The sequence below is a fragment of the Clavibacter sp. GW821-FHT01D01 genome (assembly GCF_059422605.1).
In genome coordinates, this window is sequence record NZ_JBWKXC010000004.1 from 134781 (window position 1) to 154936 (window position 20156).

Annotated in this window: 14 protein-coding genes; 4 read left to right on the forward strand and 10 right to left on the reverse strand. The window is 71.1% G+C overall.

Translation table 11 applies throughout. From position 1 onward, the window contains the following. Positions 1 to 211: 211 nt before the first annotated feature. The 4 genes from typA to AC07VC_RS07675 all read right to left on the reverse strand — a co-directional run bounded on the left by typA (position 212) and on the right by AC07VC_RS07675 (position 6784). A complete protein-coding gene (gene typA / locus AC07VC_RS07660) occupies positions 212 to 2119 on the reverse strand; it encodes a translational GTPase TypA (RefSeq protein ID WP_303054789.1) in 1908 nt (635 codons plus the stop codon). Between the two features lie 116 nt (positions 2120 to 2235). Then, entirely contained in the window at positions 2236 to 4089 is a 1854-nt protein-coding gene (locus tag AC07VC_RS07665) for an ABC transporter family substrate-binding protein (protein ID WP_494676258.1), read from the reverse strand. Positions 4090 to 4378: 289 nt separating this feature from the next. Continuing rightward, on the reverse strand, positions 4379 to 4753 hold the full coding sequence (locus tag AC07VC_RS07670; RefSeq protein WP_494724455.1) for a hypothetical protein: 375 nt from the start codon (positions 4751 to 4753) through the stop codon (positions 4379 to 4381). A gap of 339 nt (positions 4754 to 5092) precedes the next feature. Beyond that, positions 5093 to 6784 (reverse strand): ABC transporter ATP-binding protein, encoded by a 1692-nt coding sequence (locus AC07VC_RS07675; protein WP_094116307.1) that lies wholly within the window; start codon positions 6782 to 6784, stop codon positions 5093 to 5095. 71 nt (positions 6785 to 6855) lie between these two features. On the opposite strand from AC07VC_RS07675, the gene AC07VC_RS07680 reads away from it, so the two are divergent. Further along, positions 6856 to 7461 (forward strand): PH domain-containing protein, encoded by a 606-nt coding sequence (locus AC07VC_RS07680; RefSeq protein WP_094116308.1) that lies wholly within the window; start codon positions 6856 to 6858, stop codon positions 7459 to 7461. A 53-nt stretch (positions 7462 to 7514) separates the two neighbouring features. Here AC07VC_RS07680 and AC07VC_RS07685 read toward each other — a convergent pair whose 3' ends face one another. The 3 genes from AC07VC_RS07685 to AC07VC_RS07695 all read right to left on the reverse strand — a co-directional run bounded on the left by AC07VC_RS07685 (position 7515) and on the right by AC07VC_RS07695 (position 12133). Continuing rightward, the gene (locus tag AC07VC_RS07685) at positions 7515 to 8696 is read right to left on the reverse strand and encodes an ABC transporter permease (protein WP_494676260.1); all 1182 of its coding nucleotides are present in this window, start codon (positions 8694 to 8696) and stop codon (positions 7515 to 7517) included. Positions 8697 to 8699: 3 nt separating this feature from the next. After that, positions 8700 to 10226, reverse strand: a complete 1527-nt coding sequence (locus tag AC07VC_RS07690) for an ABC transporter permease (protein ID WP_494676261.1) — start codon at positions 10224 to 10226, stop codon at positions 8700 to 8702. A gap of 179 nt (positions 10227 to 10405) precedes the next feature. Then, positions 10406 to 12133 (reverse strand): ABC transporter family substrate-binding protein, encoded by a 1728-nt coding sequence (locus AC07VC_RS07695; protein ID WP_494676262.1) that lies wholly within the window; start codon positions 12131 to 12133, stop codon positions 10406 to 10408. A gap of 406 nt (positions 12134 to 12539) precedes the next feature. Here AC07VC_RS07695 and AC07VC_RS07700 point away from each other — a divergent pair, with 406 nt between their 5' ends. The 3 genes from AC07VC_RS07700 to AC07VC_RS07710 all read left to right on the forward strand — a co-directional run bounded on the left by AC07VC_RS07700 (position 12540) and on the right by AC07VC_RS07710 (position 15489). Further along, entirely contained in the window at positions 12540 to 13355 is an 816-nt protein-coding gene (locus AC07VC_RS07700; RefSeq protein WP_494676263.1) for a CPBP family intramembrane glutamic endopeptidase, read from the forward strand. Between the two features lie 107 nt (positions 13356 to 13462). Continuing rightward, positions 13463 to 13870 carry a DUF485 domain-containing protein gene (locus AC07VC_RS07705; RefSeq protein ID WP_317229357.1) on the forward strand — a complete coding sequence of 136 codons (408 nt, stop codon included), beginning with the start codon at positions 13463 to 13465 and terminating at the stop codon, positions 13868 to 13870. A gap of 20 nt (positions 13871 to 13890) precedes the next feature. Continuing rightward, a complete protein-coding gene (locus AC07VC_RS07710; RefSeq protein WP_317229358.1) occupies positions 13891 to 15489 on the forward strand; it encodes a monocarboxylic acid transporter in 1599 nt (532 codons plus the stop codon). Between the two features lie 102 nt (positions 15490 to 15591). On the opposite strand, the gene gcvP is transcribed toward AC07VC_RS07710, so the two are convergent. Genes gcvP through gcvT form a run of 3 tightly spaced genes read right to left on the reverse strand, consistent with a single transcriptional unit; the run spans position 15592 to position 20143 of the window. Further along, positions 15592 to 18570, reverse strand: a complete 2979-nt coding sequence (gene gcvP / locus AC07VC_RS07715; RefSeq protein WP_494676264.1) for an aminomethyl-transferring glycine dehydrogenase — start codon at positions 18568 to 18570, stop codon at positions 15592 to 15594. Next, positions 18567 to 18938 (reverse strand): glycine cleavage system protein GcvH, encoded by a 372-nt coding sequence (gcvH, locus tag AC07VC_RS07720; protein ID WP_494676265.1) that lies wholly within the window; start codon positions 18936 to 18938, stop codon positions 18567 to 18569. The genes gcvP and gcvH overlap by 4 nt, the downstream gene beginning before the upstream one ends. Further along, entirely contained in the window at positions 18935 to 20143 is a 1209-nt protein-coding gene (gene gcvT / locus AC07VC_RS07725) for a glycine cleavage system aminomethyltransferase GcvT (protein ID WP_494676266.1), read from the reverse strand. Before gcvT ends, gcvH begins: the two co-directional genes overlap by 4 nt. Between the last annotated feature and the right edge of the window lie 13 nt (positions 20144 to 20156).

Sequence of the window (20156 nt, forward strand, 5' to 3'; positions counted from 1 at the left end):
CCGTCGGAGCCGTCGGAGCCGTCGGAGCCGTCGGAGCCGTCGGAGCCGTCGGAGCCGTCGGAGCCGTCGGAGCCGTCGGAGATCATGCCCGGATGCTGCGCCCGCCGGTGATCCCCGGTCCCCCGGCCGAGGCGGAGACGAGGACGGGCCCGCCCGCCGGCCGCCTCCTGCGGAGGGACCTGGCGGACGGGCCCGTCCGGGTGGTGCTGCGCTACGCGTTCTGCTTCTTCAGCCGCGAGGTCTTCCGCTGGCGCGCGTTGGCGTCCAGCTCGACCTTGCGGATCCGGACGAACTCGGGCGTGACCTCGACGCACTCGTCCTCGCGGGCGAACTCGAGGCACTCCTCGAGCGTCAGCTTCCGCGAGGGCGTCATGCGCTCGAAGGAGTCGGAGGTGGACTGACGCATGTTGGTCAGCTGCTTCTCCTTGGTGATGTTCACGTCCATGTCGTCCGCACGCGAGTTCTCGCCGACGACCATGCCCTCGTAGACCTCCTGCGTGGGCTCCACGAAGAACGACATGCGCTCCTGCAGGGCGACCATGGCGAACGGGGTGGCGACACCGGCGCGGTCGGCGACGATCGAGCCGTTGACGCGGGTCGTGATCTCGCCCGCCCACTGCTCGTAGCCGTGCGACACGGCGTTGGCGATGCCCGCGCCGCGCGTGATGGTGAGGAACTCCGTGCGGAAGCCGATGAGGCCGCGCGACGGGACGACGAACTCCATGCGGACCCAGCCGGTGCCGTGGTTGCTCATGCCCTCCATGCGGCCCTTGCGGGCGGCGAGGAGCTGCGTGATCGCGCCGAGGTACTCCTCGGGCGAGTCGATGGTGAGGTGCTCGTAGGGCTCGTGTACCTTGCCGTCGACCTGCTTCACGACCACCTGCGGCTTGCCGACGGTGAGCTCGAAGCCCTCGCGGCGCATCTGCTCCACGAGGATCGCGAGCGCCAGCTCGCCACGGCCCTGGATCTCCCAGGCGTCCGGGCGGCCGATGTCGACGAGCTTGATGGACACGTTGCCGATGAGCTCGCGGTCGAGGCGGTCCTTGACCATGCGCGCGGTGAGCTTGTGGCCCTTGACCTTGCCGATGAGCGGGCTGGTGTTCGTGCCGATGGTCATCGAGATGGCCGGGTCGTCCACCGTGATGGTGGGGAGCGGGCGGACGTCCTCGGGGTCGGCGAGCGTCTCGCCGATGGTGATGTCCTCGATGCCGGCGACGGCGACGATGTCGCCGGGGCCCGCGGACTCGGTCGGGAAGCGGTCGAGCGCCTTCGTGATGAGGAGCTCGGTGATCTTCACGTTCTTGACGGTGCCGTCGTGCTTGACCCAGGCGACCTGCTGGCCCTTCTTGATCGTGCCGTTGAAGACGCGGAGGAGGGCGAGGCGGCCGAGGAAGGGCGACGCGTCGAGGTTGGTGACGTGGGCCTGGAGCGGGTGCGCGTCGTCGTAGGTCGGCGCCGGGACGTGGTCGAGGATCGCCTTGAACAGGGGCTCGAGGTCCTCGTTGTCGGGCAGCTCGCCATTCTCCGGCTTGTTGGCGCTCGCGGCGCCGTTGCGGCCGGACGCGTAGACGACGGGCACGTCGAGGATCGCGTCGAGGTCGAGGTCGGGGTGCTCGTCCGACATGTCGGAGGCGAGGCCGAGGAGCAGGTCCTGGCTCTCGGCCACGACCTCGTCGATGCGCGCGTCGGGGCGGTCGGTCTTGTTGACCAGGAGGATCACGGGGAGCTTGGCCTCGAGGGCCTTGCGGAGCACGAAGCGCGTCTGGGGCAGCGGGCCCTCGGACGCGTCGACGAGGAGCACGACGCCGTCGACCATGGAGAGGCCGCGCTCGACCTCGCCGCCGAAGTCGGCGTGGCCCGGGGTGTCGATCACGTTGATGACGATGGGCGAGCCGTCGGCGTGCTTCCCGTTGTAGAGCACCGCGGTGTTCTTCGCGAGGATCGTGATGCCCTTCTCGCGCTCGAGGTCGTTCGAGTCCATCATGCGGTCCTCGCCCTCGAAGTGGGCGTCGAACGAGTTCGTCTGCTTGAGCATGGCGTCGACCAGGGTCGTCTTGCCGTGGTCCACGTGGGCCACGATGGCCACATTGCGGAGGTCGTTGCGCGCGACTAGCGCCATAGTGCTGTCCTTCAGTGGGAAGAGGATGCTGGCCTTGTCATCAAGGGAGTAGGGCGAAGAGCCGCCGTCTGCTATTCCCAGCGTCGTCCAGTCTACCGTGCCGATGCAAACCGGGCTCAGGGAGCGGCGGGGGCGAGCGTCCAGCGCCACGCGTCGTCGAGGATCCCGGCCTGGTGCGCGGACACCTGGACCCCGCCGACCCGCTCCTGCGCGGCCGCCAGGGCGGGGTGCTGGTAGAGCGGGAGCCCGGTGCGGTCGCCGTACATGCGGCGGTCCAGGCGCAGCAGGAGCTCGGTGCGGGCGTCGTCGTCCTCGGTGCGGCTGAGCGAGGCGAAGAGCGACGCGACGTCGGGGTCGGCGGTCGCCTGGCCGTCCCGGGCGTCGGCGCGTCCCTCGTGCGCCGCGCGGACGGAGGCGACCGACGGGTACGCGTCCTCGGATCCGATGAGCGCGGCGTCGTACGCGCCTGCCTGGTCGAGCACGCTCTCCCACTGCGGGGTGGAGCAGTCGGTGACGACGAACCCGGCCTCGCCGGCCGAGTCGCGGATCGCCTCGAACGCGGCGACGCGGCGGGGATCGGCGGGGTCGAACAGCACGCACACCTCGGGGGCCGCCTGGCCGGCCGCGGCGAGCAGCCGACGGGCCTCGTCGAGGTCGACCTCGTCGAAGCGGCTCGACCCGTTGGCCCGCACCTGGTCGGCGTAGCCGTCCGTCCCCGGGGAGAGGACGAAGGAGTCGCGCGTGGTGGCGTCGGGGTCGATGGGCGCGGCCGCGTCGCGGAGGATCTCGTCCCGCGGGATCGTGGACAGGAACGCCGTGCGGACGGCCACGTCCGACATCGCGGGGTTCCGGGCGCCCGCGGTCTGCAGATCGAGGCGCTCCCACGCCGCGGACGCGCCGCGCACGACCTGCACGCCGTCGAGGTCGGCGAGGGCGTCGGCGAGCTCGCCGTCGGCCGTCGGCGCGATCACGTCGACGTCGCCGTCGGCGAGGGCCTGGACCGCGGCGCCCGGATCCTCGATGGTCGACACGACGATGCGCTCGACCGACGGCCGGTGGAAGCCGGAGTAGAAGCGGTTGGCCCGCAGCGTGATGGACGTGCCCGGATCGATCGAGTCGATGGCGTACGGCCCGGAGCCCACGGCGCGGTCGGGGTGCGCCGCGATCTCGGCCACGCCGAAGCCGCGGTTCCACGCATCGGAGATGGGCGAGAGGAGCTCGGGGGCGCCGTCCTGCACGGCGTCGACCAGCGTCTGCTTGGCGCGGCCGGGGCTCGACATGTCGAGCGCGAGCTGCACGACGGCGTGCGCCGGGAGCCCGACCTCGAACGCGAGGCGCCAGTCGGGCGCGTACTCGTCGAAGACCATGGTGATCGACCGGCCGCCGTCGCCGATCTCCGGCGTGCGCGTGACGTGCGTCAGCGTCTCGTCGGCCGCGGCGTCGAACCAGACGGCCTCCTCCGGGAGCGGGCCGGTGTACCCGCCGGTGGACTCGTCGACGTACCCCGCCGCGTCGAAGCCCGGGGTGTCGAGCGCGCCGGACCCCGCGGCCCAGGCGAGCAGGAGGTCGGCCGCGTCGACGGGCTCGCCGTCGGACCAGCGGACGCCCTCGGCCACCGTGTACTCGACGGTGAAGGGGTCGCGCGAGACGACCCGCGCGGACCCGTAGCCGGGGTCGGCGGCGACCGTGCCGTCCGGGGCGACCTCCGAGAAGCGGGCGTTCGTCGCGTGGACGATCTCCCGGTTGCCGTCAGTCCCGCCGGTGCGGGAAGCCGCGTTGTAGGAGGTGAAGGACGTGGGCAGCGCGGCGCGGATCTCGGTGTCGGCGACCATCCCGGTCGTCGGCGCGCAGGCGGCGAGGCCGGCCACGAGGGCCAGCGCGACGGCGGCGGAGGCACCGCGGACGGCCCGGCGGATCCTTCGCGGGCGCCGGGCTGGAGCGGCCTCGGGGCCTCGCGTGTCGCTGTCCATCGCGGACGATCCTACGCGAGCGGCATGACGAGGCCCGCCGCCCGCGCGCCCCCGGGAGGGGGTGCGACGGACGGCGGGCCGGGTCGTGCGGGGAGCTCCGACCGAGGTCGCCTCCTCCTGTGAAGGCCCGGTGGGCGATGACAGGGCGACACCTGACGGCCGTGACACTGGGGGTTGCCGAGAGCCATGGAAGCGGGCGACGTCACGCGCGCGCAGCACTCCGCCGCCTCGCTTCTCGGTGCCATGCGCCGTCGACTCCAGACGGCCTCCCCTCAGGACGCCTGGAGGATCACGCTCGGAAGCTGACGCAGGTGAAGCTCGATGTGCCGGGGACGATGTCGCCATCCCCGCTGTTCCCGAATCCCCAGGTGAAGTCGGAAAGCCCGGTGTTGTAGGAGTTGGCGCCAGCCGGATACCTGGCGATGTAGTCGTTCAGATCGAATTGGCCGGCACGATCGCCGAAGAGGCCGACGTGTCCGGTGTTCTGCCAGTACAGCTGCACGATCTTCCCGGCGGCGCAATGCGCCGTCCGCACATCACCGGGTCCCTTCGCCATGGCGGGTGAGGCCACGAGCAAGGACAGCCCGCAACCCAGGACCAGACTGCTTGCTACGGCGATCCCGCTTGCGGTGCGTCTGCGCGCGCGCTCATGTGACGTCGTCATCCACTTGCCTTCCTGATCTTCGAGTCCGACCTCCAACAAGACGATGAGGGCCGCGAGGACGTAGCCGAGGGACTGCGATCATGACCACCGGCGAACTTGCAGACCTCACCGGCTCCGCCAGCGCGACCTGCCCCGCTCTGAATCGATGAGGGAGCAGGAAGCGGATCTCCGACATGCATCACAGAGCCAACCAGCCGTTCATCCCCGTCCTCGAAGCTAGAGGCCCGGTCCAGCTCCGGGTCGGACTTTCGCACACCCCCACGGGCACGACGAGGCCCGCCGCCCGCGCGCCCCCGCGAGGGGGTGCGCCGGGCGGCGGGCCGGGTAGTGCGGGGGCGGTCAGGCCGCGGGCGGCTGCTGGTCGCGCAGCGCCTCGCGGAGCTGGCGGCGCTCCTGCTGCTGGTCGGGATCCGGCAGCGGCACGGCGGCGATGAGCTTCTGCGTGTACGGGTGCTGCGGGTTCCGGAGGATCGACTCGGTCGGCCCCTGCTCCACGATCTTGCCGTGGTTCATCACCACGATGCGGTCGGCGAGGAGGTCGACCACCGCGAGGTCGTGGCTGACGAAGAGGCACGCGAACTGGAGCTCCTTCTGGATCTCCTGCAAGAGCGCCAGCACGCGCGCCTGCACCGACACGTCGAGCGCCGAGGTGGGCTCGTCGGCCACGAGCACCTTGGGCCGGAGCGCGAGCGCCCGGGCGATGCCGACGCGCTGGCGCTGGCCGCCCGAGAGCTCGTTCGGGTAGCGGTTGCGGAAGCTGCGCGGCAGCTCGACCTGGTCGAGGAGCTCCTCGACGCGGTCGCTCTGCTGCTTCTTCGAGAACTGGCCTGAGAGCTCGAGCGGCTCGCCGATGCTCTGGCCGATGGGCCAGCGGGGGTTCAGCGAGGAGCCCGGGTCCTGGAAGACGATGCCGATCTCGCGGCGCACGGCCCGCAGGTCCTTCTGCGAGATGCCGGTCATGCGGCGCCCCGCGACCGTCATCTCCCCGCCGGCGACGGGCAGGAGCCCGACCGCGGCGCGGGCGATGGTCGTCTTGCCGGATCCCGACTCGCCGACGACGCCCACGACCTCACCGGGGTGGATGTCGAAGGAGGCGCCGGACACGGCCCGGAACGCCGGCACGCGGCCGAGCTTCGGGTAGTCGATGTCGACGTCCTTCAGAGAGATGGCGGGCTCGGTGGTGCGGGCCGCGACCTCCACCTGCGACGCCTCGCCGGTGCCGAGGTGCGGCACCGACGCGAGCAGCTGCTTCGTGTACGGGTCCTTCGGCGCCTGGAAGATCTCGCGCACCGAGCCGCGCTCGACGATGCGGCCGCTCTTCATCACGATGACGTTGGTCGCGAGGTCGGCGACCACGCCCATGTCGTGGGTGATGATGACGATCGCGCTGTTGAGGCGCTGGTGCAGCTTCCGCAGCAGGTCGAGGATCTCCGCCTGGATGGTCACGTCGAGCGCCGTGGTCGGCTCGTCGGCGATCAGCATGTCGGGGTCGCACGACAGCGACTGGGCGATCATGGCGCGCTGGCGCTGCCCTCCAGAGAGCTGGTGCGGGTAGGAGTCGAACGCCTTCTCCGGGTCGGGCATCTCCACGAGCTTCAGCAGCTCGAGCGCGCGCACCTTCGCGGCCGACGGGATGATCGACTGGTGGACGCGCAGCGCCTCCACGATCTGGAAGCCCACCGTGTAGACGGGGTTCAGCGCGGTCATCGGCTCCTGGAAGATGACGGCGATGTCGTTGCCGCGCGCCTTCCGCAGGGTCGCCTGGTCGGCGCCGACCATCTCGACGCCCTTGAGCTTGGCGCTCCCCCGGACCCGGCCGTTCTTCGGCAGGAGGCCGAGCAGCGACATCGAGCTGACGCTCTTGCCCGAGCCGGACTCGCCGACGATCGCGAGCACCTCGCCCGGGTTGACCGTGTAGTCGAGGTCGATGGCCGCGGGGATCCACTCGTCGCCGACCCAGAAGTCGACTCCGAGGCCGGAGACCTCGAGGATGGGGGCGGCGGGATCCGCCCCGTTCGCGTGAGCGCTCATGCTGCGGCCTCCTGGCTGGTGGAAGTAGGGGTGTCGGGGGGCGTCGATGCGGGCCGTGGGACGATGAGGCCATGGATCAGCCCGTCGTCATCCGCCCGTCGTTCGGACGCCTGCTGACCGTGATCGTCTCGGCGATCGCGGTCCTGGTGCTCGTGAGCACCGTGGTCGGTGGTCGTGCCGACCTCCTGCCGACGGCGGTGTGGGCTCCGCTGATGCTGGCCTACGCGTCGTGGCTCGTCTTCTGGAACCCGCGGGTGCGCATCGCCACGGAGGGCGTCGAGATCCGCAACGTCTTCCGCACGCACGACATCTCGTGGCCGGCGATCCGCCGGGTGGACACGAAGTGGGCCCTGAACATCACGACCGCGCACGAGCGCGTCACGGCCTGGGCCGCTCCGGCGCCCGGCCGGCACTCGAACGCCTACATCACGACGAAGGAGGAGCGGAACCAGCCGTACCTCAGCGCCATGATGCAGGACGCCCGTCGCGGGGACCTGCCGCGCACCGACTCGGGCGACGCGGCCACGGTGATCCGGCTGCGCCTGGCCGACCTCGCCGAGGCGGGCCACCTGGGCGGCCCGGTCGAGGAGGAGGCCCGCCGCGTCCGTACGCACTGGGTCGAGATCGCCGTGCTGGCGGTGCTGGTCGTCGCGACCGTGGCGAGCAGCCTGGTCTGAGACCGGACCGGAGCCGCGGGCGGGGCCGACGGGCCGGCGCGTCGCCGTGACCGTCATCGGCCGTCCGTGCGGTCGGACGCCGGGCCGTCGGCCTGCGAGTCCGGTCGCGCGGACCCGACGGGCGGCGAGACGCGGACGCCCTCGGCGCCCGACCCTGCCTTCGGGCCGCTGTCGCGTCCGCCGCGGCCCGTGAGCATGGCGAACATCTGGCGGTAGGGGCCCTGTCCGCCCGGCATTCGCCGCTGGCGCGGGTCGAACGCGTCGCGCAGGCCGTCGCCGATGAAGTTGATCGACAGCGCGATGATGACGATGAACAGGCCCGGGAACCAGAACAGCCACGGCCGCGTCGAGAAGGCGCCCTGGTACTCGTTGATGATCTGGCCGAGCGAGACGTCCGGCGGCCGGATGCCGAAGCCGAGGAAGGACAGCGCAGCCTCGAGCAGGATGGCCGCGCTCATGAGCAACGTCGTCGACACGATGACGACGCCGATGGCGTTCGGCAGGATGTGCCGGAAGACGATGCGGCTGTTGGAGGCTCCAGCGACGCGGGCGGCATCGACGAACTCGCGCTCGCGGAGGCTGAGGAACTCTCCGCGCACGAGGCGCGCGAGGCTCGGCCAGCCGACCAGACCGAGCGTCACGCCGAGCACGGCCGCTCCGAGGCTGCCGAAGGTGCGGCCGAGGACGGCGGCGATCACGATGACCGGGATCACGATGATCAGGTCGGTGAAGCGCATCAGGATCGAGTCGATGCGGCCACGGAAGAACCCGGCGAGGGCGCCGATCACGATGCCGAGGAACGCGGCGATGATGCCGTATACGACCATCACGACGATGGACTGCTGCGTGCCGCGCATGACGCGGGCGAAGATGTCGCGCCCGATCTCGTCCTGGCCGAAGGGGTGGGAGCCGAACTGGAACGGCAGCACCCATGTCGGGTCGCCGCCGTTGACGATGGGCGAGGCGTCCTCGTAGCCCCACATCCACCACCCCGGGATGCGCAGGCCGAGGAACTGGATGCCGACGGAGGAGTACACGAGGATCGCGACCAGGACGAGCACGACGAGCGCGGTCATCGCGCCCTTGTGACGCAGGAACCGACGGCGGACGACGGTGCCCTGGCTGAGGCCCTCGATCTCGCGCTGCTCGATGGTCAGCTCGGAGTTGGCACCGCCCTCGGGCAGGTTCGGGTCGTTGTGGGGGTCGTTGGGGTTCCCCATCAGTGCGTTCGTCATGTGTCAGCTCACCCGGATTCGAGGATCGAGGACCGAGTACAGGATGTCGGCCAGCATGTTGAAGATCACGGTCAGGATGCTGGTGATCAGGATGAATCCCATCAGGGGGTTGAGGTCGGTGGTGCGCAGGGCGTCCTGGAAGATCGACCCCATGCCCTTCCACGCGAAGATCGTCTCCGTGATGACCGCACCGCCGATGAGCGCGCCGACGTCGAAGGCGATGACGGTGGCGACGGGGATCATGGCGTTGCGGAACGCGTGCCGCATGATGACGGTGCGCTCGGTGAGGCCCTTCGCGCGCGCGGTGCGCACGTAGTCCTGGTTCATGACCTCGAGCAGGCTCGCCCGCGAGTAGCGCGAGTAGCTGGCCACCGAGATGAGCAGCAGCGCGATGGTGGGCAGGAGGAGGTGCGTGTAGCTGTCGAGCATGCCCTGCCAGACCGAGCCGTTGAGGCCCGGGGTGACGGCGCCGACGGTGGCGATGGGGCGCCCGCGCGTGTTCTGCACGTAGTCCGGCCACACCTGCATGACGCGGTCGACGATGATCAGCAGCGCTACGAGCCCGCCGGTAATGGCGGCGCCGCGGGCGACGATGGGCTTGTCGTTCTGGCCCACGACGTAGCCCACGACGATGCCGACCACGGCGAACGCCGCGATGAGGACCAACGTGATCCACCAGGGGGCGGAGACCGTGAGCACGTACTGCAGCGGGAACCAGAGCGCGGCGCCGAGGGCGGCCATGCCGAGCGCGGAGTAGAACGCGCGCCGGTTGCGCAGGCCCGTGGAGAGCGACGTGATGAGCACCGCGATGAGCGCGCCGAGCGCGGCGATGAGGACGATGCCGAGCCCCGGGCGCGCGAACCACTCGGTGATCGTGAGGTACGTGAGCACGATCGCGGTGATGACGGTGGCGGAGCCGAACACGACGAGGCGGGGCTTCGGGTCGCCGCCGATGATGCTCATCCAGACGAAGCCGGACAGGAGGGACAGCACCACGATGACCAGCGGCGGGATCGAGGGGTCCGTCAGGAAGTCGTTGAAGCCGATGGCGACGTACTGCTTCAGCAGCACGGCCACGAAGAAGACGGGGAGGGAGAAGAAGAGGAACGACGAGAACGTGACCGTGTAGTCGTAGCCGCTGTACTGGCGGAGGGCCGTCGTCATGCCGATCGCCACGCCGATGATGACGGCGATGACGGTGGCGATGGTCACCAGCTGGATGGTCTGGCCGGCCGCCGTGGCGATCATGCCGTTGACCTCGCGGCCGTCGATGGCGCGCCCCAGGTCGATCTGGCCGATGAACACCTTGAACACGCCCGCGAGCCAGGTGAAGTAGCGCAGCGGCGGCGGCACGTCGAGGTTCAGCGCCTCCGTGCGGGCCGCGATGAGCGCGTCGCGGTTGGGCGAGGGCGACTCGCGCAGGTCGGCGAGCGGATCACCCGAGTTGGCGGCCAGGTTGTAGATGATGAAGCTGGCGCCCAGGAGGACGAAGAACGACGCGACGAGGCGTCTCAAGACGAAGGTAAGCACAGGGCGACGACGTCCCTTTCTGTGTTCGGCCAGGGCTCGTGACCCGACCCGACGAGAGCATACGCGGCCGGATCCGCGGATCACGAATCGGCAACGGACATGGAGAGGGTGCCGAGGCCAGGTGGCCTCGGCACCCTCACGCTCACCCCGTTCGGGGGTGCGCGTTCACTGCTGCCGTGCTACTCGGCGGAGGTGTTCGCCGGTGCCCACTCGTCGAAGTTCCAGAAGAACGTCGGGGAGAGGAAGGCCGGCTTGACGCCCGTCACCGTGTCGCTCCAGGCCGTCAGGCCCGGGAACTGGAAGATCGGCGTCGTCCAGCTCTGCTCCTGGATGAGCGTCTCCGCCTGGATCAGGATCTCGCGCTGCTTGTCCGGGTCAGTCTCGGTGTCGAGCTGCGTGAACAGGTCGTCGATCTCCGGGTTGGACCAGCCGTAGTAGTTGTTGATGCCGCCGGTCTGGTAGTTCGGGCCGGACTCGCCGACCGCCAGGCTCGTGGACTGCCAGCCGAAGAGGGCGATGTCGTACGAGTCGGGCTTGCTGGAGAGGTCGGCGCCCCACGTCGCGCTGTTCACGTCGATGAGGTTGAAGCCGGCCTGGCTGGCCGACTGGCGCATGAGCTCGAACTCCTGCTGGCGACGGGTGTTGCCCTGGCCGTAGAGGACGCGGGCGTCGATCGTGCCCGTGACGCCGGCCTCGGCGAGGAGCGCCTTGGCGCCCTCGATGTCGACCGTCTGGTCGGCGTAGCCGTTCTCCTTCACGGAGGCCTCGTAGTTCTCCGTGCCGGGCACGAAGACGTTCGAGTTGCGGAGCTCCGCGTCCTCCTGGAGGGGCTTGATGAGCTTCTCGAGGATCTCCTCGCGCGGCAGGGTCTTGAAGAACGCCTGGCGGACGAGCTTCGCCTTCTCCTCGTCGCCGCCGAACTTCGACGCGTCGAACGCGCCGCCGTTGGTGGTCTGGAGGTCGACGTGCTCGTACGTGCCCTCGGCCTGGCCCTTGTACTCGACGCCGCTGAGGCCCTGGACCTGCTTGAGGAGGTCAGCCGTGGGCTGGCCGGACGCGATCGAGACCTCGCCGTTCTCGAGGGCCTGGATCTGCGCCTGCGGGTCCGCGATGAAGCGGACCGTGATCTCCTGGTACTTCGGCTTCTTGCTGCCGGTGTACTCGGGGTTCGCGGTGAGCGTCACGTACTGGTCGGCCTTGAGGTCCGAGATGACGTACTGGCCGGTGGCCAGCGTCTTCTGCGCCTCGGCGGGCATGTCCGAGTAGCGGTAGCCGTCGTTCCAGATCTTGGAGACCGGGGCGAGGACGCTGGCGTCCTTGTCCTGGATGGCCGTGATCAGCTTCTCCTTGGCGTCCTCGGCCGACAGGTCGTCGTCCGGGAAGGCGAGCTGGGTCGTGCCGTGGGCGGAGACGCCGACGCCGTTGCCGGTCGCGACCTCCCAGTCGACGTACGGCTTGTCGTACGTGTAGGTGAGGCTGCGGCCGTTGTCGCCGATCTCGGGGGTCTGCGTGACGAGACCGAGGCGGGTGTCCGCCACGGCGCCGGAGTTGAAGAAGACCTGGTCGTCGCCGGTGGTGACCGCGCCGGTCTCCTCGTCGGTCTGGACGTCGTCGCCGCCGACCGTGTTGACGTTCGTGGTGTTCGCCGCCCAGTTGAGCAGCATGTCCGCGGCGTCGACGGGCGTGCCGTCGCTCCACTTGACGCCGTCCGCGATGGTGAACTTCACCACGAGCGGGTCGTCGGAGACCTTCTCGTAGGTGCCGAAGTCCTCGTCCTTCACCAGGGTCGGGCCGTCGTCGTAGTAGTTGAACGAGCGGTTCGTCAGGTAGACGATGTTCGTGTTGGCGGTCGCGTTGCCGGTCGCCGACAGGTTGTTGTACTCGAGGAACGGGTCGTTCCAGGCCACGGTGATCGAAGAGCCGTCGATGACCTCGGACTCCTGAGCGGGCGCAGAGCAGCCGCTGAGGACGAGGGCACCGGAGACAATTGCAGCACCAGCCACCACAAGGCGTCTGATTTTCAATGTTCCTCCTGTGCATGGGAATGGCGCGGACCCACCGTGCGTGCAGTCGACCGCGCAGATAAGAACGACCATAGGTACGGCTGGGAGTCTTTGCAAAAACTGGACGCAAACGTTACATACCGGTAACTCGGACGCGCGGATCCGCGCGTCGGGGTCCGGATCCGTGCGTCTCGACCGTCGGGATCGCGTGTTCCCACCGCCTCCGGCGACGGATCGCGTCGTCAGGGGCCTCACCGGCCACGCACGGCCGCCGGGCGGTCAGGCAGATGCGCGCGCCTAGGATCGGCCCGTGCCCGACGCCCCCGACCGCCCCCGCGCCCCCCGTCCGCTCCCGGAGCCCGCGACGCGGACCAGGCTCCGGTGGGAGATCGCGATCGTGCTCGGGCTGTCGCTCGGGGCGAGCGCGGTGTACTCGGTCCTCCGCATCGTCGACCTGTCGACCCGCGCGGAGTCGCTCGGCTCGCAGAGCGCGACCATCAACCGGAGCCTGAACGACCGCCAGGTCTTCGACCTCCTCTACCAGCTGCTCGACGTCGCCACCGCGCTCGTGCCGGCGGCCCTGGTGCTCTACCTCCTGTGGCAGCCCGGCCGGAGCGCGTTCCGCCGCATCGGCCTCGACCTCACCCGGCCCGGACGCGACGTCGCCGCCGGGTTCGGGCTCGCCGCGCTCATCGGCGTGCCCGGGCTCGGTCTGTACTTCGCGGGCCGGGCCCTCGGGATCACCGTGGACGTGGTCCCCACCGCCCTCGACTCCTACTGGTGGACCGTGCCGGTGCTCGTGCTGGTCGCGCTCCGCGCGGCCCTGCAGGAGGAGGTGATCGTCGTCGGCTACCTCTTCACGCGGCTCCGCGAGCTCGGCTGGGGGAACGGGCGGCTCGGGACGTGGACCGTGATCCTCGCCGCGGCGGTGCTGCGGGGCAGCTACCACCTGTACCAGGGATACGGGCCCTTCATCGGCAACGTGGCGATGGGGGTCGTGTTCGGCTGGTGCTACGTGCGGTTCGGCCGGACGGCGCCCGTCGTGGTGGCCCACCTGATCCTCGACGTCGTGAGCTTCGTGGGGTACCCGGTGGCGCTGCAGCTGCTGCCCGGCCTGTTCTCCTGAGCCGGCCCGCCGGACGATCCGGGGGCGGGCCCTGGTCAACACCCCTCGCCTGTGCCTAACCTGGGAGTGCCGCACGACGAGGTGCGGCCTCATCTCGAGGAGATCACATGGGCGACGCCGCTCATCCGGTCGGGGACCCCCGGCCGGCCGTCGACTACCGGGAGGTCGAGGACTCGGCGAGGTTCCGGGAGCTGAAGCGCGCGCACCGCGGCTTCGTGTTCCCGCTGGCCGTCGCGTTCCTCGTCTGGTACTTCGCGTTCGTCCTGCTGTCGGACTACGCGCACGAGTTCATGTCCACGCCCGTGATCGGGAACGTGAACCTCGGGATCCTGCTGGGGCTCGGGCAGTTCGTCACAACGTTCGCCATCACCACCTGGTACGTGAGCCGGGCGAACGCGCGCTTCGACCCGATCGCCGCGGAGATCCGCGCCGACCTGGAGGAGCGCGAGCGCGTCGCCGCGGCGGGACCCCGCGGATCCACCCCGCCGAAGCGCCGGAAGGGCGGCCGACGGTGAGCGCGCCGGGCGTCTCGGCCATGGCCACCACGCCGACGACCGACACGGGCGATCCGGTCCTCAACATCTCGATCTTCGGGGCGTTCGTGGTCATCACCCTGGTGATCGTCTTCCGCGCGAGCCGGAACAACTCCACGGCCGCGGACTACTACGCGGCCGGCCGCTCCTTCACCGGGCCGCAGAACGGCACCGCGATCGCGGGCGACTACCTCTCGGCGGCGTCGTTCCTCGGCATCGTCGGCGCCATCGCCATCAACGGGTACGACGGGTTCCTCTACTCCATCGGGTTCCTGGTGGCGTGGCTCGTGGCCCTGCTGCTGGTCGCCGAGCTCATGCGCAACACCGGCAAGTTCACGATGGCCGACGTGCTGAGCTTCCGGCTCAAGCAGCGTCCGGTGCGGCTGGCCGCGGCCACGACGACGCTCGCGGTCTGCTTCTTCTACCTGCTCGCCCAGATGGCGGGCGCCGGCGGGCTCGTCTCGCTGCTGCTCGGCATCGACGACCGGCTCGGGCAGTCGCTCGTGATCGCGGTCGTCGGGGCGCTCATGATCGTCTACGTGCTCGTCGGCGGGATGAAGGGCACCACCTGGGTGCAGATCATCAAGGCGTGCCTGCTCATCGCGGGCGCCGCCGTGATGACCGTGTGGGTGCTCGCGATCCACGGGTTCAATGTCTCGGAGCTCCTGGGCGCCGCGGCGGCCGCGGCCGACAAGCCCGTGCTCGAGCCCGGCAACCAGTACGGGGCCACGGGCATCACGAAGCTCGACTTCCTGTCGCTCGCGCTCGCGCTGGTGCTCGGCACGGCGGGCCTCCCCCACGTGCTCATGCGCTTCTACACGGTGCCGACCGCGAAGGAGGCCCGCCGGAGCGTCGTCTGGGCGATCTGGCTCATCGGCGTCTTCTACCTCTTCACCCTGGTGCTCGGCTACGGCGCGGGCGCGCTGCTCGGCAGCGAGCGGATCCTCGCGGCCCCCGGCGGCGTGAACTCCGCCGCGCCGCTCCTCGCGCTCGAGCTCGGCGGGCCGATCCTCCTCGGGATCATCGCCGCGGTGGCCTTCGCCACCATCCTGGCGGTGGTCGCCGGGCTGACCATCACGGCGGCGGCGTCCTTCGCGCACGACGTGTACGGCAGCGTCATCAAGAAGGGCCAGGTCTCGGCCAACGGCGAGGTGCGGGTCGCGCGGATCACGGTCGTCGTGATCGGGATCGTGTCGATCCTCGCGGGCATCGGCGCGAACGGGCAGAACGTCGCGTTCCTCGTCGCCCTCGCGTTCGCGGTCGCCGCGAGCGCGAACCTGCCGACGATCCTGTACTCCCTCTACTGGCGGCGGTTCTCCACCCGGGGCGCGGTGCTCAGCATGTACGGCGGCCTCGGGACGGCGCTCGTGCTGATCGCGTTCTCGCCCGTGGTGTCGGGCGCCGAGACGTCGATGATCCCGGGAGCCGACTTCTCGTGGTTCCCGCTGAGCAACCCCGGCATCGTGTCGATCCCCGTCGGGTTCCTGCTCGGCTGGATCGGGACGGTCACGTCGACGCGCAAGGAGGACGCGCTCGTCGCGGCCGAGATGGACGTGCGGTCGCTCACCGGGCACGGCGCCGAGAAGGCGACGGAGCACTAGGCCGACGGCGGCCGGACGTGCGACGAGGGCGGCGGGACCGGATGGTCCCGCCGCCCTCGTCGTGCGCGCGTCGTGCGTCGTCCGTCGTGCGTCAGCCCCGGATCAGGCGAACGCCTCCGGCGGCGGGCACGCGCAGAACAGGTTGCGGTCGCCGTACGCCTGGTCGATGCGGCGCACGGGCGGCCAGTACTTGTCGCGCACCAGGGTCGACACGGGGTAGACGGCGCGCTCGCGCGTGTACGCGTGCGTCCACTCCCCCGCGATGACGGACTCGGCGGTATGCGGCGCGTTCCGGAGCGGGTTGTCGTCGGCCGGCCACTCGCCCGCGGCGACCGAGTCGGCCTCCTGCTTGATGCCGATCATGGCGGCGACGAAGCGCTCGACCTCGGCGAGGTCCTCGCTCTCGGTCGGCTCGACCATGAGCGTCCCCGGCACCGGGAAGCTCATCGTGGGCGCGTGGAATCCGTAGTCGACGAGGCGCTTGGCCACGTCGTCCACGGTCACGCCGGTGGCGGCGGTGAGCGGGCGGAGGTCGAGGATGCACTCGTGCGCGACGAGGCCGTCCTCGCCGGCGTAGAGGACCGGGTAGTGGTCGCGCAGGCGCGCGGCGATGTAGTTCGCCGAGAGCACCGCGGCGCCGGTCGCCTGCATGAGGCCCTCCGCGCCCATCATCCGGACGTAGGCCCAGCTGATGGGGAGGATGCTCGGGGACCCGTAGGGGGCCGCCGACACCGGGGCGCCGCCGTGCTCGATGGTCGAGACGAGCCCGCCCTGCACGAGCGCGTGCACGTTGCGCTGCGCCTGCGGGTGGCCGGGCAGGAAGGGCGCGAGGTGCGCCTTCGCCGCCACCGGGCCGACGCCGGGCCCGCCGCCGCCGTGCGGGATGCAGAACGTCTTGTGCAGGTTGAGGTGCGAGACGTCGCCGCCGAAGTCGCCGAACCGGGCGAAGCCGAGGAGCGCGTTGAGGTTCGCGCCGTCGACGTACACCTGGCCGCCGGCCTCGTGAACGGCGTCGCAGATCGCGCCGACCTCGTGCTCGTAGACGCCGTGGGTGGAGGGGTAGGTGATCATGAGGCCCGCGAGCGTGTCGCGGTTCTCGGCGATCTTCGCGCGGAGGTCGTCGAGGTCGACGTTGCCGAGCTCGTCGCACGCGACGACCACGACGCGCATGCCTGCGAGCACGGCGCTGGCGGCATTCGTGCCGTGGGCGCTCTGCGGGATGAGGCACACGGTGCGCTCGGCGTCGCCGTTCGCGAGGTGGTAGCCGCGGATCGCGAGGAGGCCCGCGAGCTCGCCCTGGCTGCCCGCGTTCGGCTGCAGGCTCACGGTGTCGTAGCCCGTGACGTCGGCGAGCCAGGTCTCGAGCTGCAGCACGAGCTCCAGGTAGCCCTCGACGTCGTCGACGGGCGCGAAGGGGTGGATGGCCTGGAACTCGGGCCAGGTCACCGCCTCCATCTCGCTGGCCGCGTTGAGCTTCATCGTGCAGGAGCCGAGCGGGATCATGCCGCGGTCGAGCGCGTAGTCCTTGTCGGACAGGCGCTTGAGGTAGCGCATCATGCCGGTCTCGGACCGGTGCGTCGAGAAGACCGCGTGCGTCAGGTACTCGCTCGTGCGCACGGACGCCTCGGGGATCGACGACAGGTCGCCGGCCGCCCCCTCGTCGTCGGCGAGCTCCGCGCCGAACGCGCGGGCGACGACCCGGAGGTCCTCGGTGCGCGTGGCCTCGTCGACGCTGAAGCCCAGCGTGTCGGCGTCCACGCGGAGCAGGTTGACCCCGCCCCGGGCGGCGGCGGCGAGGATCTCGTCGGCGCGGCCGGGCACGGAGACCCGCACGGTGTCGAAGAACGCGGCGTGCAGCGGCTCGACGCCCACCGCGGCGAGCGAGCGGACGAGGCGGCGGGCGCCCCGGTTCGCCTGGCGCGCGATCACCCGGAGGCCCTTCGGCCCGTGGTAGACGGCGTACATCGACGCCATGACCGCGAGGAGCACCTGCGCCGTGCAGATGTTGCTCGTGGCTTTCTCGCGGCGGATGTGCTGCTCGCGCGTCTGCAGCGAGAGCCGGTAGGCGGGGTGCCCGGCCGCGTCCTGGCTGACGCCGACGAGGCGTCCGGGCATCTGCCGCTCGAGGCCGGCGCGCACGGCGAGGTACCCCGCGTGCGGACCGCCGAAGCCCATGGGCACGCCGAAGCGCTGCGAGGTGCCGACCGCGATGTCCGCGCCGAGCTCTCCGGGCGACGTGATGACCGTGAGGGCGAGCAGGTCGGCCGCGACGACCGCGAGGCCGCCCGCCGCGTGCACGCGGGCGATGACGGCGCTCGGGTCCCAGATGCGGCCGCAGGCGCCGGGGTACTGGATGAACGCGCCGAACGCGTCCGGCAGCTCCGCGGGATCCACTGTGGCGAGGTCGTGCGCGACCAGCTCGATGCCGAGGGCCGCGGCGCGGCTGTCGAGGAGCGCGCGCGTCTGCGGCAGCGCGTCGGCGTCGATGAGGAAGACGGGGGTCTTCGCCTTCGAGGCCCGGCGCGCGAGGAGCATGCCCTCGACGACGGCGGTCGACTCGTCGAGCATGGACGCGTTCGCGGTCGCGAGCCCGGACAGCTCGGCCACCATCGTCTGGAAGTTGATGAGCGCCTCGAGGCGTCCCTGGGAGATCTCCGGCTGGTACGGCGTGTAGGCCGTGTACCAGCTCGGGTTCTCGAGCACGTTCCGGGTGATGACGGCGGGCGTGATCGTGTCGTGGTACCCGAGGCCGATCATCGAGGTGCGCACGCGGTTGCGGCCGGCGATGCGGCGGAGCTCCGCGAGCGCGTCGCGCTCGGTGGCGGCCTCGGGGAGCACGGAGTCGCCCTCGGTGCGGAACCGGCCGACCTGGATGGTCTCCGGAACCGCCTTCGCGAGGAGCGAGGCGATCGAGTCGTGGCCGAGGACGCCCAGCATGGTGGCGCGCGCCTCGGAGTCGATGCCGATGTGCCGTGCGCCGAACGCGCCGGGCGCGAACGCGGAGGACTCCTCCGCCGCATCCGGCACGGTGGAGGGGACGGGGGTCGCGGCCGGGCGCGTGCCGGCGTCGACGGCGGTCACTCGCCCACCAGCGCGCGGTACTCGTCGTGGCTGAGGAGCGCGGGGAGCGCCTCGAAGCGCACCTTCACCAGCCAGCCGGCCCCGAACGGGTCGCTGTTCACGAGGTCGGGCGAGGCGACGACGTCGTCGTTGACCTCGGTGACCGTGCCGTCGATGGGCGCGAAGAGCTCGCCGACCGACTTGGTCGACTCGATCTCGCCGACGACCTCGCCGCCCGAGAGCTCGTCGCCCACGGCGGGCAGCTCGACGAAGACGACGTCGCCGAGCTTGTCGGCGGCGTACGCGGTGATGCCGACGGTCGCGACGTCGCCGTCGACCTGCACCCACTCGTGCTCGGCGGTGTACTGGAGGGTGGTCTGGTCGGTCATGCGCGGGCCTTTCGCGAGTAGAACGGGAGGGTCACGACGGTGGCGGGCACGCGCGTGCCGCGGACGTCGACGGTGAGGCGCGTGCCGGGGGCGGCGAGCGCGGGATCCACGTACGCCATGGCCACGGGGTGGCCGAGCGTGGGCGACAGGGCGCCGCTGGTGACGATGCCGACGGGCGGCACGGCGCCCTCGGTCGCGTCCATCACGGCCTCGAGGGCGGCGGCGGAGTCGCCCACGGCCTCCTCGGCGTAGACGGGGTAGTCGGCGCGCGGTGCACGGCGACCCTCGGTGACGAGGCCGACGAGCACGCGCGCGACGGGGTCCGGGCCCCGCTCCACGGCGGCGCGCCCGCGGAAGCCGCCCTCCTTGCCGAGCGCGACCACCTTGCCGAGGCCCGCCTGCACGGGCAGCGTGTGGAGGCCGAGCTCGTGGCCGTAGAGGGGCATGCCCGCCTCGAGGCGCAGGGTGTCGCGGCAGGCGAGGCCCGTGGACAGGAGCCCGAGCGGGGTGCCGGCGGCGACGAGCGCCTCCCACAGCGCGACGGCGTCCTCCGTGGCGACGTACAGCTCGTAGCCGTCCTCGCCCGTGTAGCCGGTGCGCGCGACGAGCACGTCCTGCCCGGCGAAGCGCGCCGGGGTCGCGCGGTAGTAGCGGAGCGCCTCGAGCGGCGCCTCGGTGTCGAGGCCCTCGGTGGCCTCGAGGATCGCGCGGGACACCGGGCCCTGGACGGCGATCAGCGCGACGTCGTCGCTCGCGTCGTCGACCTCGACGTCGTCGCGGTCCGCGGCGGCCTCGGCGAGGACGGCGAGCACGGGATCGTGGTTGCCGGCGTTGGCGACCACGAGGAAGGACTCCTCGCCGGTGCGGTAGACGATGAGGTCGTCGACGATGCCGCCCGAGGGGTCCAGCAGCAGCGTGTACTTCGCCTGCCACTCGGCGATGGCGGACAGCCGGCCGGCGAGGACGGAGTCGAGGAACGCCGCGGCGCCCTCCCCCTCGACGGAGATCTCGGCCATGTGCGAGATGTCGAAGATGCCGGCGGCCTCGCGCACGGCGCGGTGCTCGGCGAGGTCGCTCGTGTAGCGGACCGGCATGAGCCAGCCCGCGAAGTCGGTGAAGGAGGCGCCGGCCGCCTCGTGCACGGCGTGCAGCGGGGAGCGGCGGGGCTGCGCCTCGGCCGGGGCGTCGGCGGGTGCGTCGGGCATGGAGTCCTCCGGG

Excerpts from the sequence above, each read along its gene's own strand:
- AC07VC_RS07670 (WP_494724455.1), bottom strand. The coding sequence starts at position 4,753 with ATGACGACGTCACATGAGCGCGCGCGCAGACGCACCGCAAGCGGGATC.
- gcvH (WP_494676265.1), bottom strand. The coding sequence starts at position 18,938 with ATGACCGACCAGACCACCCTCCAGTACACCGCCGAGCACGAGTGGGTG.
- typA (WP_303054789.1), bottom strand. The coding sequence starts at position 2,119 with ATGGCGCTAGTCGCGCGCAACGACCTCCGCAATGTGGCCATCGTGGCC.
- AC07VC_RS07685 (WP_494676260.1), bottom strand. The coding sequence starts at position 8,696 with ATGACGAACGCACTGATGGGGAACCCCAACGACCCCCACAACGACCCG.
- AC07VC_RS07705 (WP_317229357.1), top strand. The coding sequence starts at position 13,463 with ATGGGCGACGCCGCTCATCCGGTCGGGGACCCCCGGCCGGCCGTCGAC.
- AC07VC_RS07710 (WP_317229358.1), top strand. The coding sequence starts at position 13,891 with ATGGCCACCACGCCGACGACCGACACGGGCGATCCGGTCCTCAACATC.
- AC07VC_RS07680 (WP_094116308.1), top strand. The coding sequence starts at position 6,856 with ATGGATCAGCCCGTCGTCATCCGCCCGTCGTTCGGACGCCTGCTGACC.
- AC07VC_RS07665 (WP_494676258.1), bottom strand. The coding sequence starts at position 4,089 with ATGGACAGCGACACGCGAGGCCCCGAGGCCGCTCCAGCCCGGCGCCCG.
- gcvT (WP_494676266.1), bottom strand. The coding sequence starts at position 20,143 with ATGCCCGACGCACCCGCCGACGCCCCGGCCGAGGCGCAGCCCCGCCGC.
- AC07VC_RS07675 (WP_094116307.1), bottom strand. The coding sequence starts at position 6,784 with ATGAGCGCTCACGCGAACGGGGCGGATCCCGCCGCCCCCATCCTCGAG.